The 18,046-nt window shown below is 32.3% G+C and carries 10 protein-coding genes, 1 other RNA gene and 2 pseudogenes; 6 read left to right on the top strand and 7 right to left on the bottom strand.

All coding sequences use genetic code 11. The features are described 5' to 3' along the window. Nucleotides 1-453, bottom strand: a complete 453-nt coding sequence (gene rpiB, locus B9N53_RS00830; RefSeq protein WP_094203288.1) for a ribose 5-phosphate isomerase B — start codon at nt 451-453, stop codon at nt 1-3. A 106-nt stretch (nt 454-559) separates the two neighbouring features. Between rpiB and ssrA the strand changes: the two genes are divergently transcribed. Further along, nucleotides 560-921, top strand: a transfer-messenger RNA (tmRNA) gene (ssrA, locus tag B9N53_RS00825). Nucleotides 922-1,161: 240 nt separating this feature from the next. On the opposite strand, the gene B9N53_RS00820 is transcribed toward ssrA, so the two are convergent. Next, on the bottom strand, nt 1,162-1,494 hold the full coding sequence (locus B9N53_RS00820; RefSeq protein ID WP_094203287.1) for a hypothetical protein: 333 nt from the start codon (nt 1,492-1,494) through the stop codon (nt 1,162-1,164). 229 nt (nt 1,495-1,723) lie between these two features. On the opposite strand from B9N53_RS00820, the gene B9N53_RS00815 reads away from it, so the two are divergent. From B9N53_RS00815 to B9N53_RS00805, 3 genes are all read left to right on the top strand, one after another. Next, the gene (locus tag B9N53_RS00815) at nt 1,724-2,884 is read left to right on the top strand and encodes an iron-containing alcohol dehydrogenase (RefSeq protein ID WP_094203286.1); all 1,161 of its coding nucleotides are present in this window, start codon (nt 1,724-1,726) and stop codon (nt 2,882-2,884) included. 86 nt (nt 2,885-2,970) lie between these two features. Then, on the top strand, nt 2,971-3,210 hold the full coding sequence (locus B9N53_RS00810; protein ID WP_094203285.1) for a helix-turn-helix domain-containing protein: 240 nt from the start codon (nt 2,971-2,973) through the stop codon (nt 3,208-3,210). Between the two features lie 238 nt (nt 3,211-3,448). Further along, nucleotides 3,449-3,652, top strand: coding sequence for an IS3 family transposase (locus B9N53_RS00805; RefSeq protein ID WP_094203375.1), 204 nt, complete (start codon nt 3,449-3,451; stop codon nt 3,650-3,652). A 404-nt stretch (nt 3,653-4,056) separates the two neighbouring features. Here B9N53_RS00805 and B9N53_RS00800 read toward each other — a convergent pair. The 4 genes and pseudogenes from B9N53_RS00800 to B9N53_RS00785 form a co-directional block, all read right to left on the bottom strand. Continuing rightward, a pseudogene (locus B9N53_RS00800) lies at nt 4,057-5,284 on the bottom strand (IS256 family transposase). A 139-nt stretch (nt 5,285-5,423) separates the two neighbouring features. Further along, on the bottom strand, nt 5,424-12,395 hold the full coding sequence (locus tag B9N53_RS00795) for a S8 family serine peptidase (protein WP_158520785.1): 6,972 nt from the start codon (nt 12,393-12,395) through the stop codon (nt 5,424-5,426). Nucleotides 12,396-12,823: 428 nt separating this feature from the next. Continuing rightward, the gene (locus B9N53_RS00790) at nt 12,824-13,660 is read right to left on the bottom strand and encodes an ADP-ribosylglycohydrolase family protein (RefSeq protein ID WP_094203284.1); all 837 of its coding nucleotides are present in this window, start codon (nt 13,658-13,660) and stop codon (nt 12,824-12,826) included. Between the two features lie 84 nt (nt 13,661-13,744). Further along, the gene (locus tag B9N53_RS00785) at nt 13,745-15,538 is read right to left on the bottom strand and encodes an oleate hydratase (protein ID WP_094203283.1); all 1,794 of its coding nucleotides are present in this window, start codon (nt 15,536-15,538) and stop codon (nt 13,745-13,747) included. A gap of 208 nt (nt 15,539-15,746) precedes the next feature. Between B9N53_RS00785 and B9N53_RS00780 the strand changes: the two genes are divergently transcribed. Continuing rightward, nucleotides 15,747-17,432 (top strand): M3 family oligoendopeptidase, encoded by a 1,686-nt coding sequence (locus tag B9N53_RS00780; protein WP_094203282.1) that lies wholly within the window; start codon nt 15,747-15,749, stop codon nt 17,430-17,432. A 102-nt stretch (nt 17,433-17,534) separates the two neighbouring features. Further along, nucleotides 17,535-17,879 (top strand): hypothetical protein, encoded by a 345-nt coding sequence (locus B9N53_RS00775; RefSeq protein ID WP_094203281.1) that lies wholly within the window; start codon nt 17,535-17,537, stop codon nt 17,877-17,879. Nucleotides 17,880-17,971: 92 nt separating this feature from the next. Here the strand turns inward: B9N53_RS00775 and B9N53_RS09540 are convergent. Beyond that, nucleotides 17,972-18,046, bottom strand: a pseudogene (locus B9N53_RS09540) (IS200/IS605 family transposase); the annotation flags it as partial.

Here is an 18,046-nt window from a genome sequence, read left to right as displayed (position 1 = left end):
TTATAATCCCTTGTTTTCTTTTTCGAAAGCCATTATCTTGTCAACTCTTCTTTGATGACGACCAGCTTCGAATTCATTTTCCAAGAAAGTTTTGATGATTAGTTTGGCAACTTCATCTCCAATTACACGTGCTCCTATGCAAAGCACATTTGCGTTGTTGTGGTTTCTGCTCATTTTCGCGCTGTAAACATCAGACACACATGCTGCTCTTATTCCTTCAAATTTGTTTGCTGCCAAGCTCATGCCAATTCCTGTTCCACAAATTAAAATTCCCAAATCAGAATTTTCTTTTTGGATTTCTTCGCAAACTTTTTTCGCATAATCTGGATAATCAACAGAATCAGCAGAATTTGTTCCCAAATCCACTACTTCATTTCTCAAACTTTTTATATATTCAACCATTGAATCTTTTAATTCAAATCCACCGTGATCGGCTGCTATTGCTATTTTCATAAAAACCTCCAAATATTTTATTAATTACATTTTATAATATGTTCATGTATTTATCAATTATTTGAAGAATTACACATTTTATGGTAAAATATAGTTACAAAAATATGGGGATGTCTTGGTTTCGACAGGGATATTGAAGTTTGAATAGCGAGTCGTTTTCGTCTACAAACGTAAAAAAAGGACAACTAAATATAAACGCTGAAGATAATAACTTCGCATTAGCTGCCTAATAACGGCGGCCGATTCAAAAACTAGAAAATCGTCCTGCGTTTTCTTTTTGAATCTCAACTAATGAGCAGGAACATCTCGTATATTTTCCTCTGGTATATGAGATTATTTAAGAGGATATATCGATCATAGTTTTGTCAATTAAATTTTGGTCGACGAATAAAACTTAATTGACTGCACTCGGAGAAGTTCTTAGGGATATATTTTTGGACAGGAGTTCGAATCTCCTCATCTCCACCATATATTTTAAAATTAGCTCATTACAACTCAAAACGTTGATAAATGGGCTTTTTTATTTTCTTAATGTCGGTATTTTCATCTAAATATCTCAAGTTTTTTCAAAATTTTTCGGTAAAACTTTCGGTAAGAATTTTTCTGCACTGATTTTATACAGTTTCTTGTATATTCAAGTCTGATTTTGAATATAAAAAAAGAGAGTCGCTAAACTCTCTATTTCTAAAATTTAATACCAAAATTTTATTATTTCAATTCATTAATTATTACCGTCGAATTATCCCCCGCAAACACGTTGTGTTTTAAATTGGTTTGCGTATCGATGTATTCTATGCATTTGTCATCGTATGTAAAATCAAATTTTCCTGCTTTTTTGAAAATTTCTTTTCCTTCTGCGTTGTAAATTATGATTTCTCTTTTGATTCCACCGCTGTACTCACTTTTTACATTTTTCTTAAATCTTTGAAATCCTGCTGATTTGAACACCAATGCACTGCACGACGCCAAAAATATCAGTACAACTACCAAAATAATCCATATTTTTTTCTTCACGTTTTTTGTTTTGTTTTCTTCTGACATTTTATTCTCCCTTTTTTATTTGTCCAAATTTTAAGAAACGCTTTTCAAATTCTCAAACTACGTTTTAAAATATCGTTGTTATTTGTCACGCTAAAATACTTTAATATAATACGTTTTATTCGTTAAATATTTTGTATTTTGTTTGACTAAACGATTCCAATATTGATATAATATTATTATAGCAGAAACGTATAAGTTTTTGTACAAATTACAAAAGGAGTGATTTATTATGGCAAATGGAGTACTTCATATTCCAGGTTTTATTCACTTTGGAGAAGGAGCTTTTTCAAAATTAAGTGAATTAAAAGGTAAGAAAGCAATCATAGTTACAGGCGGAAACTCTATGAAGAAAAACGGTTTCGTAGACAGAGCTTGTGAAGAATTGAAGAAAGCAAACATGGAAGTATGTGTTTTTGACGGCGTTGAAGAAAATCCATCAGTTACAACTGTTGAAGCAGGCGCTAAGAAAATGCAAGAATTCCAACCAGATTGGATTGTAGCATTAGGTGGCGGTTCTGCAATGGACGCTGCAAAATGTATGTGGGCTTTTTATGAACATCCTGAATTAAAATTCGAAGATATCATCGAACCAGGATCTCTTCCAGAACTTCGTAAGAAATCAAAATTTGTCGGCATTCCATCAACTTCAGGTACAGCAAGTGAAATCACAGCATTCTCAGTAATCACTGACACAGAAAAACACATCAAATACCCATTAGTATCTGATCATATCGTTCCAGACATCGCTATAGTAGATCCAGTTTTACCATCTAAAATGCCAAAATCTGTTACAGCAAACACTGGAATGGACGTAGTTGCACACGCAACTGAAGCATTAGTTTCTAATATCGCTAACGATTATACTGATGCACTTGCAATTCACGCATTGAAATTGGTATTTGAATATTTGCCAAAAGCTTGTGAAAATCCAGATGACATGGAAGCTCGTGAAAAAATGCATAATGCATCAACAATGGCAGGTATCGCATTCACATCAGCTTCACTTGGTTTAGTTCACTCATTAGCACACAAAATTGGTGGAGAATTTGGAATTACTCACGGACTTGCTAACGCAATTCTACTTCCATACATCACACAATTTAACAGAAAAGCTACTAACAAAGTTGATTGGATTGAAAAAGAATTAAACGTTGAAGATTATCCAATCGCTGTTAGAGAATTAGCTAAAAAAGTTGGCATTCCACCAACATTGAAAGAAGTTGAAGAAAAATTCGGATTTAACAAAGAAAAATTTGACGAAGTATTAGATGAAATGAGCAAGAACGCTTATGAAGATCCATGTACTTTGACAAACCCACGTGAATCAAATCCAGAAATAGTTAAAATGATATATACTCACGCTTACAACGGAGAAGATATAACAGAATAAATTTAATAGCAAAATAATTTATGTAAAAAAATGAACTGACCTCAAAAGTTGGACCTAAAAACTAACTTAAGGAGGTCAGTTTTTTAATGGCAAAATATAGAACAGAATTTAAAGTAAAAGTAGCAAAAGAATATTTAAAATTTATCATATCATATAAATATTTACCAGAAAAATATTGTATACCTGATAAAGGTTTAATAATAAGATGGGTAAATGACTTTAGAGAAAAAGGCATAGAAGGACTAAAACTCAAAAAGAGAGGAAAACCTCCAAAAATGCTAAAGCCAACAAAGATATCAAAAGATATCAAAAAAGATTCATCATAAAACTTAACTAATTTAGAAAATAATTCATTAACACAGTCACAATTAAAATAAAAAATGAAGAAATTAGAAGAAAAAAACTATTGGCTTCAATTAGAAAATGATGCATTAAAAAAAAGATAGAATTGTCTCAAATGACAGATGCAGAAATAAGACAATTACTGAAACAATCTAGATTTTAAGAAATAAATACAAATTAAAAGACTTGTTAAAATACTTTAATCTTCCAAAATCAACATATATGTATTGGCAAAAACGCTTAAATAGACCAAATAAAGATATGGAAATAGAAAACAAAATACCCAAAATTAGAAAAAAAAATCCAAACTATGGATACAGAATAATAACTGCGATGTTAAAAAGATTAGGACTAAAAATAAACAAAAAGAAAGTACAAAGATTAGTTCAAAATCTAAAACTTCAAGTAAAAAATTTTTCAAGATAATCAAGAAAATACTTATCCTACAAAGGACAAGTAGGAAAATAGCAGACAACAAAATAAAAATAAACTTTAAAGTAGAAAAACCATACACACAAAGAACAACTGACACGGGTAGGGTATGTGAAAAGTTTTGTATATCAGATCCTCCTGATAGGTTGTGAGCTGATATTTTTTTGATTTTAAAAAAAATATACTTTTATTACTAAAATCTGAAAGTTCAGATATTTGTAACCTAATTTTGGCACAATTAAACTAAAAGGTCAAGATTTTTATAAAAATCTCCATTTTTGCCTAATTTTATTTCTTAAAAATTTGAAGATTTCTGTCAAGAGCTGGTCGTCAGCCCAGGGCTATGCCTTTAGTCTTGATTGAAAGATTCAAATTTTTTATTATTTTTATGGCAAAATTTAGATTCTGCCTTCAAAAAATATTGATAGTTGTGACAATATTTGATCCCATCCTCTTATTCTACTCGTCCATTTACTTGAAGCATCTACCATTGCTAGATACAAGCTTTTTTGTAGGGCGTAGTCGCTTGGAAATATTGTTTTGTTTTTTGTTACTTTTCTAAGTTGTCTATTAAAATTTTCTATGCTATTTGTTGTATATATTAGTTTTCTTATTCCTTCTGGATATTTGAAATACGTTGCTAATTCAGCCCAATTGTTTCTCCATGAATGTACGCACATTGGGTATTTTTTGCCACATTTTTCTTCGAGTATATCTAGATTACTTAGTATTAGTTTTTCTATTGATGCTTTGTATACTGTTTTAAAGTCTTTCATTAGCTCTTTTATATCTCTATATGATACGAATTTTGTTGAATTTCTTATTTGATGGATTATGCATTTTTGAATTTCTGTTTTTGGATATACACTTTCTATTGCTTGGCTAAATCCTGATAAATTATCTGTTGAAACTATTAATATATCTTCTAATCCTCGTTCTTTTAATTGATTTAATACCAATAGCCAGTATTTACTTGATTCATTTTCTCCAACCCACATTCCAAGAATTTCTTTGTATCCTTCTCTATTGTATCCTAGCGCTATATATACTGCTTTTTTTACTACTATGTTATTTTCTCTTACATGATAGTGCATTGCATCTAAAAATACAAATGGATATACTTTTTCTAAGGGTCTATTTTGCCATTCTTCAATAGTTGGTAGTATTTTATTTGTTATTTTGCTTACCATGGATTCTGATATTCCAATTCCATAGATTTCTTTTATGTGTGTTGATATGTCTCTTGTTGTCAGGGTCTGCCCCAGCCAATAATATCCAACGAATGAAATGAGTTTATGATATTATTAGGCGAGGGTATTCCTTTTGCATACATAGATATTATTTGGTTTTCTATGTTTGATATGTCTTTTTGATAATTTTTCAATGCTTGTGGCTCAAATGATCCTTCTCTGTCTCATGGGATGTTTAGGTCTATGTTTCCGTATGATGATTTAACTGTTTTTTTTACTTAATCCATTTCTTGTGTTTAATGACAGTGGTTTTTTACCATATTCATAATCTAGATGTTCATCTAACTCTTTTTTTACATTGCTCCATTGTGTCTCCTAGAAGATCTTTCAAAGCTTCTTGGAGATCTTGTACTGTTTCTGGTCTTTTTCTTGGCATTTTAAAATCCTCCTGATTTCTATTATATCAGGAGGATTCCATACACAAACTATTTCACAATCTCTACTAAGAGCTGATACGCAAATTATCCTACACTCTTTCTAATATTAAAAACTAAAACTTTTGTATTGCTATACTATTATTTCTCTTCGTTTTTGTCTTTTTTCTTAAATCCAAAGAATGCACCTGCTACTGACATAAATCCTGCTGCCGACATCATTAAGATTTCGCTAATATTCCCAGCTTTTGGTAATATATGCTGATTTTTTCTAATCGCATTACCTTTAATATTTCTGCTTTTATCAATTTTATTAGGTGAATTTGTTTTGTCAGTAGTCTTGTTGACTTCAACTGTTGTAACGGAGTCTTTTTCACCTAATTTATAAGCTTTGTCGTTCTTTTTGTTTGAAGATTTACTAGTCTTTATTTCTTCTTTTTCATTTATTTCAGACTTATCAACATTAACATTTTTTTGGCTTTCAGAGCTATTTTTTTTATCATCAGAAATTTTAACTTCAGTATCATTAGCTAAATCCGAATGGTTTAAATTATCATCACTTGATACGTCTGTTGAATCTTCTGTTTCTTTTGGTTGGCAAGGATTTTCTTGAGGCGTTTCCTTTGTTTCAGACTTTTCAACATTAACATTTTTTTTGCTTTCAGAGCTATTTTTTTTATCATCAGAAATTTTAACTTCAGTATCATTAGCTAAATCCGATTGGTTTAAATTATCGTCACTTGATACGTCTGTTGAATCTTCTGTTTCTTTTGGTTGGCAAGGATTTTCTTGAGGCGTTTCCTTTGTTTCAGACTTTTCAACATTAACATTTTTTTTGCTTTCAGAGCTATTTTTTTTATCATCAGAAATTTTAACTTCAGTATCATTAGCTAAATCCGATTGGTTTAAATTATCGTCACTTGATACGTCTGTTGAATCTTCTGTTTCTTTTGGTTGGCAAGGATTTTCTTGAGGCGTTTCCTTTTTCTTATTAATATCGAATGTAGGTTTGTTTTCTTCTTGTTCTTTTACCTTAATTTTCTTAAAAGTTGGATTTATTGTTGTTGCTTCTGTTACGAACAAAACATAACCTGATTCTTTTTTGTCCTTTACTCCTGAAATTTCCCAGCCATCAAATTGATATCCTTCTGCTACTTCTCCCTTATAAGCTGGAAGAACGAAATCTTCACCTTTTACTAGTTCATTTTCCTTATTATCTATAGTAAGCTTGACTTTTTCTGGCTTGATAGGCGCTACCGTTCCAGTATTTTTGTTTAAGCTAAATTCTTTTACTGTAGTATTTCTTGCGAAGTCTTTTACTACAAATTTGATTTTTAATTCATTATCTTTGATATCTTTAATATCATCTAGTGATTTGTATTCTTTTCCATTTACATAGATGTGTTGTTCTTGTATTTCTCCATCTTTGTTATTATCTCTTTTATCAAATATGTTAAATTTAATAAATTTATTTTTTGCATATTCAATAGATATTTTACCATCTTCGCTCATCTCAACTGTAGGTTTTACATTATCATATAAGAATTGATAGTGAACTCCTACCGCCTTTGCGTTCATTGAAGAATAACCTGTTTTTAAGAATACATTTCCGTCCATATCTTTAACTTCATCTGGGAATCCATTTGCCTTATAATCTTTCATTCCCCAATCCATGATATCCCCATCTTTTACATCAAGTTTTATATTAAAGTCTCTTGTATTGTCAATGTGTAAATCACCATATATTAAATAATTATCTACAACTGACTCATTAACTCTCATTTCCCAGTTAAATCCACCTTTATCAGAAATTTTTCCTTTTAGATAAAATTCTGGATTTCTTACGTAAATCTTATTAGATTTAGAAGGATTAAAGTAATTTTTATCCATTGATAGATTCACAGGCTTTGTATCGATAAATAGCATTGCACCGTCTTCTTTAATGGCTTCAACGTTTGATTTATCATCTCCGATATATTCCTTGCCATCTTTGCCAAGAAGAACTAGTTTAGAAGGATCATCTACAAGCTTTCCATCCTTATCTATAGCCTCTCCCTTATCATTAGTTTTGAATTTGAATACTTGGTATCTAACTATATTAAAGCCATCCAATGCTGACATAAGAACCGATTGAGCGCTTCTTCCATCTTGAACATTTCTACTATCACAGTAGATTGTTTTTTGTGATAGGACCTTGATGTTAGGGGCAGTCTTTTGGATTTTTTCTATATCTGCCTTGCTATAAAGACCATTGCTATCAAGCATGTCAGTTTTTCCTGGGTTAAATGTAGTAACTCTTAGGGCATATCCCTTTCTTACAATCATATTATCATTTAATATATATTGACCCTTTTCTTGATCGAAGAACATCTTGTTTGTATCCATCTTGCTTGGATCTTGTGGTTTTTGTTTTGTAAGCTCACCTTCACCTAGTTCGATAATATTTCCGTAGCTTGAAGCATATGGTGAAGCTTCCTCTGCTTCATCCTTCTTTTCTGGCATCCTTATTATAGTTTTAGCTTTTGTTTGATCCTTATCTTTTACGATAATGTTCATATCTCCTGTAAAGGATAGACCATCGACTACATCATTTGTGTTTGCAAATAAGTCAAAGGTTAGAGTTTTTGTTTGTGGGTCGTATTTACTTGCCTTAATTTCTATTAATTTAAAGTCATTACCATAGTAAGCCTTAGCATCTTTTGATACATTACTTACTCTTCCAAGAATTTCAAAATGACCATCCTTAGATGGGCTTAATACTCCACCAAGCTTTGATTTAACATCATCAAGTTTCTCAGTTTCATATTCTAGAGCACTTCCATCTTCATAGGCTTTTATATTTCCATTTTCATCATATTGATAATCAAGTTCTACTGTTCTTTTTCCACCATTTACATAGTCGTCTTCTTGCTTATATTTCTTTTTAACTAGTTTCTTTAGGTCTTTATCTTCAAAGCCTCTAACAGTAGAGATTTCTTTGTTTAACTCTAGATTTGAAGGTCCCTCTATAGGATTTTCCTCAACAGTATCTTTCTTTTCTTCTGCCTTATTTGAAGCTTCTGGACTTTGAGCATTTTTAAGTTTTTCTTCAGAAATTTCACCTAGTTTTTTGTAAGAAGAAGCATCTGTCTCAGGATCTACTAGGTAATAAGAAATCATTCCTTTTGCGTCAGCTTTATTATCAAATTTAATCCTATGGATTTTTGTGAAGTTGCTTGCACCATCTAGGGCGATTACTTCTATGATTTTTCCTCTTAAATCTCCAGCTCCTTTAATTTCGTAGATAGTATTTCCTTTTTCATCAAGCTTTCTGTGTCTTCCTTCGCCTTCTCCTGCATATTTAACATCAAGGTTTCTTTCAACATCACCATTCTCGTCAACTATAGCTGCACCTGCATACCATACTTCGTTGGCTACTTCTTCAAATTTATCTGGATGGTTTTTTTGATCTCTTACAAACAAGGTTTCGTTTTTATACTTATCTTTTACCTTGTGGTAGGTATCTTTTGCTATTAATTTGATTTTGTCTGGATTAGAGAAATCAACATCAACAATTGTTGGAGCTGTATTGTCAATTTTTACTGGTATATAAGAAACTTGCCATGGATAATCCTTGGTTAATCTATATTTGAACTTGTAGAAGTATTGACCCTCAGCTATTGGTTCAAATTGACCCCTAAGTTTTGTTTCCAAGTCTTGGTTATTATTATCATCATTAGCGCCTTCTTCTCTTCCTCTTGGGTTGTAGATTAATCCATCCCATTTTAAATCTCCCATAACTTTTAGCTTAGAAGATTTTATACCCTTAGCGTCATTTCTCTTAGAGTTTAAGATACCTCTAATAAAATGCTCTTTAGTTATTACTTTAAGATCTTTTTGACCTTCTCCTTCTTTATCGGTATTTACGATTGATATTTGTCCTTCTTTTGCACTTCTTAGAACAAGTGGTGAAGGGGTTAGCCCTCTTTCTATTTGTACTTCTTGATTTTGTCCTTTAGAATCGAGTGGGTAAACTCTTGCTACTTTTGAGCCGCTATTAGATGCATCAGTTAATCCTTGGTTGTTATTTAATGCAAATAAGTCAGGGTCTTGATCAAGTGATTTTGTATTTCCATCTTTTCTGTTTTGGATAACGGCAGCTGGATTGAATTTATCGATGTCGTGTTCTCCACCTATACCCTTATTCAAGGTTCCAGGTATTTTTGGTTTACCATCATCATCATAACCTTCCATTGTCTTTGATTTTGAACCTTCTTCCCAAGCCCACTTGTCAAGGATTGGCTCCTTGTTCCAATTTCCAGCAAAGCCCATAAGTGGCATTGATAGAGATGGTTGAAAAACTGTCTTGTTTCCCTTACCGCACATTGCCTCAACTTCTTCTTTAGATTCAAATCTAATGAAGGATTCTACAAATTTATTTTTATCTTTAGCATCTCCGACATCTATTACAGCATTTAAGTCAAAACTTGAATTTGGTTTTATGGTAAATGTATCGTATTCGAATGTTATCTTTGCTCCATTAATTACTTCAGGATGGATTTCTGGAACAATTTGTTTTCCATCTTGAGATTTTTCATCCTTGTAAGTTTCATCAAGTTTTAGTCTATTGGTTAAGGAATCTGTTGTGATTGCAGATGATGAAGCTTTAAATGTTAGAGGTCTATCTGATGTATTAATTAATTTAATTGTGAAATATTTTTTATCGCCCTTAATTTCTTTAAGTGAAATAGATCCATATGAATTTACCAAACCTTCAGAGTCTAAATTCTTAAAGCTAGCTATAACGTCATTTCTTAGTGCATTAGCTACGTTAATAAGACCAGCGCCTTGTTGTCTTGGTGAAGCATAATATAGTGATTTCTCCTTCCAACCTGTTGGATCCATCATAGGTCTTGCTGTGTTTTGTAAGGCAATCTTTGTAAGAGTAGTTAAGTCGATTTTATCGTCACCTGTTAGGTTTTTTAAGACAGGTTTTGCGAGCATCTCTTTTAGTTTTGGTCTAATCAATACTGTTGATGCTGCAACTACTGGTGTTGCCATACTTGTTCCTGACATATAACCATAGGTTGATTTGCCATCAATTACATTTAGAGTTGATTTGATGTTCTTTCCTGGTGCTGATACATCTGGCTTTAAGAGGAGGTCAACCCTTGGACCCCAAGATGTAGAAGCTGCTGGAACTATTACTCCTTCCTTGTAAAGTTCCTTATCTGTATCAGGAGCAAAGTTAAAGGCTAGCTCTTTCTCATCACCAAGCTTTGGACGGTTTTTGTTGAAGCTTTCCATATCAATTGGATAGTATTGGTCAAGCTTATCTTTGAAGTCTTCCTTTTTATTTCTTTTAACCTCTGTTTTATTTGTTGGATTAATCATATTCCAAATCTTTAGACCATCATCACCAGATACTGAGAATACTTGGCAAGTTGTTCCTTCATCTTCTTCGTAGCCCATGGCTGGAAGCTCTGTCCAGTTATCCCTGTTGTAGTAGTTAACAGTATTTACAACCATGATTGCACGAGCACCCTTATCGGCAGCTCTTTTGAAGGCATATTTTAAATCCTTGGTATAGATTCTATCCATAACGGCAATTTTGCCTTTAAGATTAAGACCAACTAGATCTTCATCTTGACCCTTGCCTATATAAACAAATTTGACTTTGTCAGATAGCTTGCTTCCGTCTTCATTTGTGATAATCTTATCCTTATCGAAGAAGGTACCGATATTTCTATACTTGAAGCTTTCGCCACCAATATTTACCTTATCAAACTCTACTATTTGGTTTTTAGCTGATGCTACAGCTATGGCATCTTCATGGGCAGCAGTTCTAGTTACATTTCCTGTATCGGTCATCCTTAGTTGGTTATTTGCTGCCAAGTCCCATGATGAGCTTGATGCAGCTGTTGCGTAGTTTCCAGTTGCTACAACCATAGGAATGCCAGCTTTTCTCAAAGCTCTAACAGCCTGCCAATATTTTTCTCCTACAAGTCCTGTTCCTGTAAAACCTGATGATACAGATACTACATCAACCTTATGTTTGATTGCATCTTCGATAGCATGAAACATTGTTTCATCACCAGCAAATCCATCACCTGAATCTGAGTACATCTTATAAGAAAATATTTGAGCGTTTGGAGCAATCCCGTCAATACCATTATAATTAGCTATGTCCTCATCAGTATCATTTCCAGCAAGAATTCCTGCTATATGCATACCGTGTGGATCATGATAATCTGAACCATCGTCATATTTTTCGACAGTGATTTTTCCACCATTATAATAGTTAAAAGCGTGAGGTATTTTATCGCTCAACCAAAAGTCCTTGTCAGTTCCTTGTAAATCATCTTTCTTATATTTCATCGATGATTTCGCATCTTCGTCAATTCTCATGGCTTTGTGTCTGTAATCAGTTCCAGTATCAATATTTGCAATTACCATTCCTCTACCATCAAAGTTTTTGCCAAATTGAGCATTGATTGCTTTTAGGTAATCTATGGATTCATCAACTCCTATTTCCTTTCGAGCATTGTTCATCATCGGTTGAATTTTTTGTGATTTTTCGACTGATGAAATGCCTTCAATAAGTTTAATTTTGTCCAAATTATCTCGATTAGTTTCTATAGCACAACCATTGAAAATCGTATTATAAGTGTACAAAACTTTAGTATTTTTAAAATTAGATAGTTCTTTAATTGCTTTCTGACCATCCTCCTTATTCCTAAATTCAGCTATGTATACAACTCTATCCTTTTCTTTTTTAGAAATGTTTAGAATTTCATCTGCTTTATACAATTCATTTCCATTTGATACTTCTTTGTTTGAATATTTGTTATCAGAAATATTTTTATTATCAATTACAGAATCCTCTTTAATATCTTCTTTGGTAATTACTGATAACTTTTCATCGTTTGTATTGTTCGAAATTTCTTTATTGACTTTTAACGTTTCATTCGTAACCTTATTTTCATCCTGCTTATATTCTATAGATTTTTTATTATCAATAATATTTTTAGTATCTTCAGTTTTTGCAAAAACTGTATCACTACACATAAATGAAACTGATGAAACTGATAAAGCTGCAACAAGAGTTGCCTTTATAATATCTTTTTTTTTCATAAATTCTCCTAGATTAAAAAATATTAATTTTATTCATGGTATAAATTGTAAATATCGATATTGAGTCCCATTTTCAAAAATTACGTTTTAAATTTTACTACTTTTTTTTTATTTAGTCAACATTTATAAGACCTCTAATATATTTATTTTTTTAACTTTATATACATAAACACATAATAAAGATATATTAATAATTAGAAGATATATTAATAATTTTAAAAATATATATTACGTTAATAATTAAAATATAAAACTTTTATCCTTTTCCTAAATATGTATTTTGAATAAATAGTATATTTATAGTTATGCTTTAAGTATAACTTTTTATGTATTTTTGACATATTAAAATCCTCCTGATTATTGTCTTATCAGGAGGATTTCTCATACAAAAACTATTTCACAGTCTCAAATAAATACATTCAACTAATTTATATTTTATTTCGATCATCATTCACATTTCCGTCGCACAAATACTTTATAAATTCATCTAACACGTTTCTTGTCCTTTCATCTAAAATAGCTATCCATCTTTTAGGAATTGTAGAATATCCATGAATTGAGCCGCTGATACTCCCTGCAATTGCAGCTATCGTGTCGGAGTCTCCCCCGTGATTTACAGCATTTATAATACAATCTTCAATTGAATTTTCCTTCGCCCAATGAATCGCATTGTTAAAAGTGTTCACGATATATCCTGATGGTTTCAACAATTGGGTATCTTTTAGCTCATGATTTTTTCCATTGATATTATCTCTGATAATTTGTGTGTATTCTCGTAAAATATTATCGCACATTTCGTTATTGTGAGTAAGTCGTCCTTGTTTTATATTCAAATCTTCAGAAGTTTCATTATCCAATAATGCACAAGGAAGTGCTCTCATCAAACTTCCATTTCCAAGAGCTGTATCGTCTTCTTCGATGAATATTTCGTACTGAATATAGTGTTCGATTGCACGTCTACATTGATTGCCAATACCTCTTGGATGAGTGTTGTACCAATCCACGAAATTTTTCATAGTATTTTTTTCAAAATTATCAATGTCATTTTCCATCAAAGAATTCATGACACAAATACTCATATCGGTGTCGTCTGTACATTCTCCTGCTTTCAAGCCAAGCCATCCCCCACCGACAATATCTGTAATCCTGCCGTATTTTTCAGAGATTTCCACATCTGTCATAAATTCCGTCGTAGCGCCCATGCTATCGCCTATCGCAAATGCATACAATGCTCCTTTGATTCTGTCTTTGTAATCAGCGTTCATTTTTTCATCCCCTTTTGTATATTTTATTACAAATTAAAACAAAAAAATATCCCCAGAAGTTGATTTCTAGGGATACTAATAAATCTAGATCAAATTATTTTCTTTTAACATTAATTCGATATCAGTGTCTTCTATTTTCTTTCCAATACTATGAGCTAACAATTTTGGAATTGGTAGGTCAGGTTTTTCGTAATCATTAAGTGCACTAACTGCATTTAATAAATATCTCAAATCGTATCTTGAAGCGTAAACTTCTGGAATTCCCTTTTCAACATGACACAATGCATATACAGCTTCCATCGCTGTTCTTCCAGAATATTCTGTAGTGAATACAGTATCTCTGCCAGGTTTGTCTAATGTTTCTGCAAATTGTCCAAGGAACGCAAAGTTTACAGCTCCTTTAGGAACTACGTATGGTCTGTCGCCAAATTCACGAGGTTCAAAATGACTTGTAATATATGGCATCATTACAGGAATTGCTGAACAATCTTGTGATAATTGATCGATTTCTGCTTCAGGAACACCGATATGATACAACCATTCTTTTGTGATTTCTTTTCCTGTACAATCTCTCATAGGTTTTTTGATATAATTTCCGTCTTTGTCAGTAAATAATCCGTAAACCCAAACGCAAATATCTTCTTTTGGTTGACCAACATATTGTGGTTGTCTGTTAATTGTCCAGCTCATCAACCAATTTGAATCCTTAACAGTCACGATACCACCTGTAACTACTTTTCCTGTGTAAGGATTTCTCTTAGTAATATTTTCGATATAGTCGATAACTTTACCACCATGAACAGTTACTGTACAAGATTCCCAGTTAGTTCTTTCAACATTTTTACAGAATTTATCAGGTTTGCCGAATTCATCTGATTTTAATGCAATGTTTCTCCACAAATCCCAGCTTCCGCCAAGATCAGCACTCAAAGTTGCAGGAGTTTCATCGTCACCGTAGCTTGATGATTCAGTCATTGATCCATTAGTTATAAACACCAAATCATTTTCAGTTAAATCAATTGATTTGTCTTCACCTTTACTTGATTCCATTACCAATTTTGTAGCAACTTTCTTGTCAGAAGTTATATCAAAATCAACATCTTTTACAGTGATTCCGTATTCAAATTTAACACCTTTTTCTTCTAACCATTTAACTATCGGTTTAACGATAGATTCGTATTGGTCGTATTGAGTAAATTGAAGAGCTGAAAGTGTAGGAAGTCCTCCAACATGGTGGATAAATCTGTTCAAATACAATTTCATTTCCAAAGCACTATTCCAGTTTTGGAATGCAAACATTGATCTCCACAAAATCCAGAAATCACTATTCAAAGTTTCCTCTGAGAAAACTTCGTCTATTTGCTTATTTTGCAAATTTTCATCTTTTGTAATTGTAAGCTCTGCAATTTCCTTCAAAGCTTTGTCTGATAAGTTGAATTTTTCTTCATCATATCTTTTACCATTTTCATGAGTTATACGACATTTACTGAAATTTGGATCGTCTAAGTTAGTGTAGAAGAAATGATCTAGTATTGATTCCTCTGGATTTTCAGATGATGGAACCGCACTGTACAAGTCCCACAAAGTTTCAAAATGGTGACCCATTTCTCTGCCGCCTCTGGCAACATATCCTCTGTGTTCAGCCTTAAATTCTCCATCCAAACTTCCACCAGGCAATTCTAATTGTTCAATAAAAGTAATATTTTCACCTTTCATGTGAGCATCTTTTACTAAAAATCCACCCGCAGCCAATGCAGCAATACCAGTACCTATAATGTAGGCTTTCTTATCATCTATATCTTTTGGTTTTCTTGCATGAACTAAAGAGTGATAATTTCCATTAACAAATTTGACTCTTTCATCATAACTATTATTCATTAAATAACATCTCCTTTTCTTTGTAAGAAAATTTTAAGCTGGTGGAATCATCAGTTCAAATCTCTTACATTTTTTATATACCCACTTTTTTTATTTTACTAACACCATTCCCTATATTTTTTTATGGTTTTTTCTTAGAAATATTTATCAACCATAAAAACATTTACATAGTATAAAAATATGATAAAATAATTTTAGAGGTGAAAAAATGAAATTTACAGAATACAAATACACTAGACCTAACTTTGAAGAAGATAAGAAAAAGGTCGAAGATTTTATTACAAGATTTAACGATTCCACAACTTCCGATGAACAAATCAAAATCATGGAAGAAATGGATAAATACAAGAAAACACTAAGCACTAATGTCAACCTTGCATACATTCGTCACACAATCGATACAAACGACGAATTCTACAAGGAAGAACAAGATTTCTTGGATGAATACATGCCACATTATTCAGTGCTTGACACTAAAATGTACGAAGCTATCGACAACTCCAAATTCAAAGACGATTTGGTTGAACATTTTGGTCAACATTTGTTTGATTTGATTAGCTGCCAATTGATTTTCAACGAAAAAGCAGTTCCATTCAAACAAAAAGAAAACCAATTAACTACAAAATACAACAAATTAATCGCATCTGCTCAAATCGAATTTGACAATAAAACTTTGACATTGTCACAAATGGCTCCTTACACACAATCAAAAGATCGTGACGAAAGAAAAGCAGCTACAAGAAAAATCTCAGAATTTTTCAAACAACACGAAAAAGAAATCGACGATATCTACGATGAAATGGTTCACGTAAGAACAGATATGGCGAAAGCTTTGGGATTTGATTCATACATCGAATACCAATACAAATCATTGATGAGAACTGATTACGACAAGAATGACGTTGCAAAATACAGAGAATTTGTCAAAAAATACGTAACACCAGTTTATCTGGAATTACGAAAGAAACAATCTAAGAGAATTGGCATCGAAGATATGAAAGCTTACGATAACAACGTAATGTTCACTGATGGTAACGCAAAACCTCACGGAGGAAAAGACTTCTTGGTAGATAACGCTAAGAAAATGTACTCTGAATTGTCACCAGAAACTAAAAAATTCTTCGATTTTATGTATGAAAGAGAATTATTCGATTTGGAAAGCAAAAAAGGTAAAGAAGGTGGCGGATATTGTACTACAATTGAAGATTATGAATCTCCATTCATCTTTGCCAACTTCAATGGAACTACTCACGATGTCGAAGTAATGACTCACGAAGCAGGCCACGCATTCCAAGCATACACTTCAATGGACGGAAGAATTTTCGAATATATTTGGCCAACATTTGAAGCTTGCGAAATCCACTCAATGAGTATGGAATTTTTGACATGGCCATGGATGGAATTGTTCTTCGAAGAAGAAACTAACAAATTCAAATTCTCTCATTTAGATGGAGCTATCAGTTTCATTCCTTACGGTGTAACTATCGACCATTTCCAACATTTCGTATATGAAAATCCTGATTGCACACCTGAAGAAAGAAAAGCAAAATACCACGAAATAGAATTAATGTATCGTCCAAACTTGGATTATGATGATGAATTCTTGGAAAAAGGAACTTGGTGGTACAGACAAGGTCACATCTTCAACAATCCATTCTACTACATTGATTACACATTGGCTCAAGTTTGCGCATTCCAATTCTTATTGAAATCAAGAAAAAATCGCGAAGAAGCATTCAAAGATTACCTTGAAATCTGTAAAGTTGGTGGAAGCGAATCATTCTTCGGAATAATGAAGGCTGGTAACATCAAAAACCCAATGAACGATGGTGTTCTTGAAGAAATCCTTCCACAATTATTGGAAATATTATACGAAATAGAAAAAGAATTATAAATTTTAAGGGTGGACATTGTCCACTCTTTTTTTGTTTATATGAATTGTTTTTTCTTAGAAAACGTTTTATAATTAAGATAAATAAACAGTTGGGAGGATTTTATGAAACGTAACAAATTGCTTGTGATTTTATTATGTACAGTGATGATGTTTTCATTCTCAATGTGCAAAAATAAATCTATGAATACTTACAATTCGTATTCTGAAAGATACGGCATTGGTTCTGATGAAGATTTGAAAAAAGCTATGCAGTCCATGAAAGAAAATGAAGATTATCCAATTTACAAGGATGGTAAGGAAGAATCCAAAATCCACAGACAATATTTATTGGATTTGTATGAGAAAAATGATTTGTCAGCGATAAAAACCTACATTGACAATAACAAATTAATATTAGGAAAGAATCATAACCACCAGCTTAGCTGGTGGTTTGCTCTGCCCCTATAAGGGGCTGTTGCCTGCAATGCACCTTGTGCATATTGAATGTCCGACAGCTGCACTACATTCTCAATTGACGCTAAAGCGCCTCTTTCTTCTTTTTATTTTTTATTCTTTTTCCCAGTAAATGGGTCTATATACTCTTTCAAACTTATTTGGTCCGCTATATAATCTTC

It is taken from the genome of Finegoldia magna, assembly GCF_002243175.1.
Taxonomy (GTDB): domain Bacteria; phylum Bacillota; class Clostridia; order Tissierellales; family Peptoniphilaceae; genus Finegoldia; species Finegoldia magna_J.
Note: the sequence above shows the minus strand (reverse complement) of the source record. Positions and strands in the feature narration are given on the sequence as shown.

Excerpts from the sequence above, each read along its gene's own strand:
- rpiB (WP_094203288.1), bottom strand. The coding sequence starts at position 453 with ATGAAAATAGCAATAGCAGCCGATCACGGTGGATTTGAATTAAAAGAT.
- B9N53_RS00820 (WP_094203287.1), bottom strand. The coding sequence starts at position 1,494 with ATGTCAGAAGAAAACAAAACAAAAAACGTGAAGAAAAAAATATGGATT.
- B9N53_RS00815 (WP_094203286.1), top strand. The coding sequence starts at position 1,724 with ATGGCAAATGGAGTACTTCATATTCCAGGTTTTATTCACTTTGGAGAA.
- B9N53_RS00810 (WP_094203285.1), top strand. The coding sequence starts at position 2,971 with ATGGCAAAATATAGAACAGAATTTAAAGTAAAAGTAGCAAAAGAATAT.
- B9N53_RS00805 (WP_094203375.1), top strand. The coding sequence starts at position 3,449 with ATGTATTGGCAAAAACGCTTAAATAGACCAAATAAAGATATGGAAATA.
- B9N53_RS00795 (WP_158520785.1), bottom strand. The coding sequence starts at position 12,395 with ATGAAAAAAAAAGATATTATAAAGGCAACTCTTGTTGCAGCTTTATCA.
- B9N53_RS00790 (WP_094203284.1), bottom strand. The coding sequence starts at position 13,660 with ATGAACGCTGATTACAAAGACAGAATCAAAGGAGCATTGTATGCATTT.
- B9N53_RS00785 (WP_094203283.1), bottom strand. The coding sequence starts at position 15,538 with ATGAATAATAGTTATGATGAAAGAGTCAAATTTGTTAATGGAAATTAT.
- B9N53_RS00780 (WP_094203282.1), top strand. The coding sequence starts at position 15,747 with ATGAAATTTACAGAATACAAATACACTAGACCTAACTTTGAAGAAGAT.
- B9N53_RS00775 (WP_094203281.1), top strand. The coding sequence starts at position 17,535 with ATGAAACGTAACAAATTGCTTGTGATTTTATTATGTACAGTGATGATG.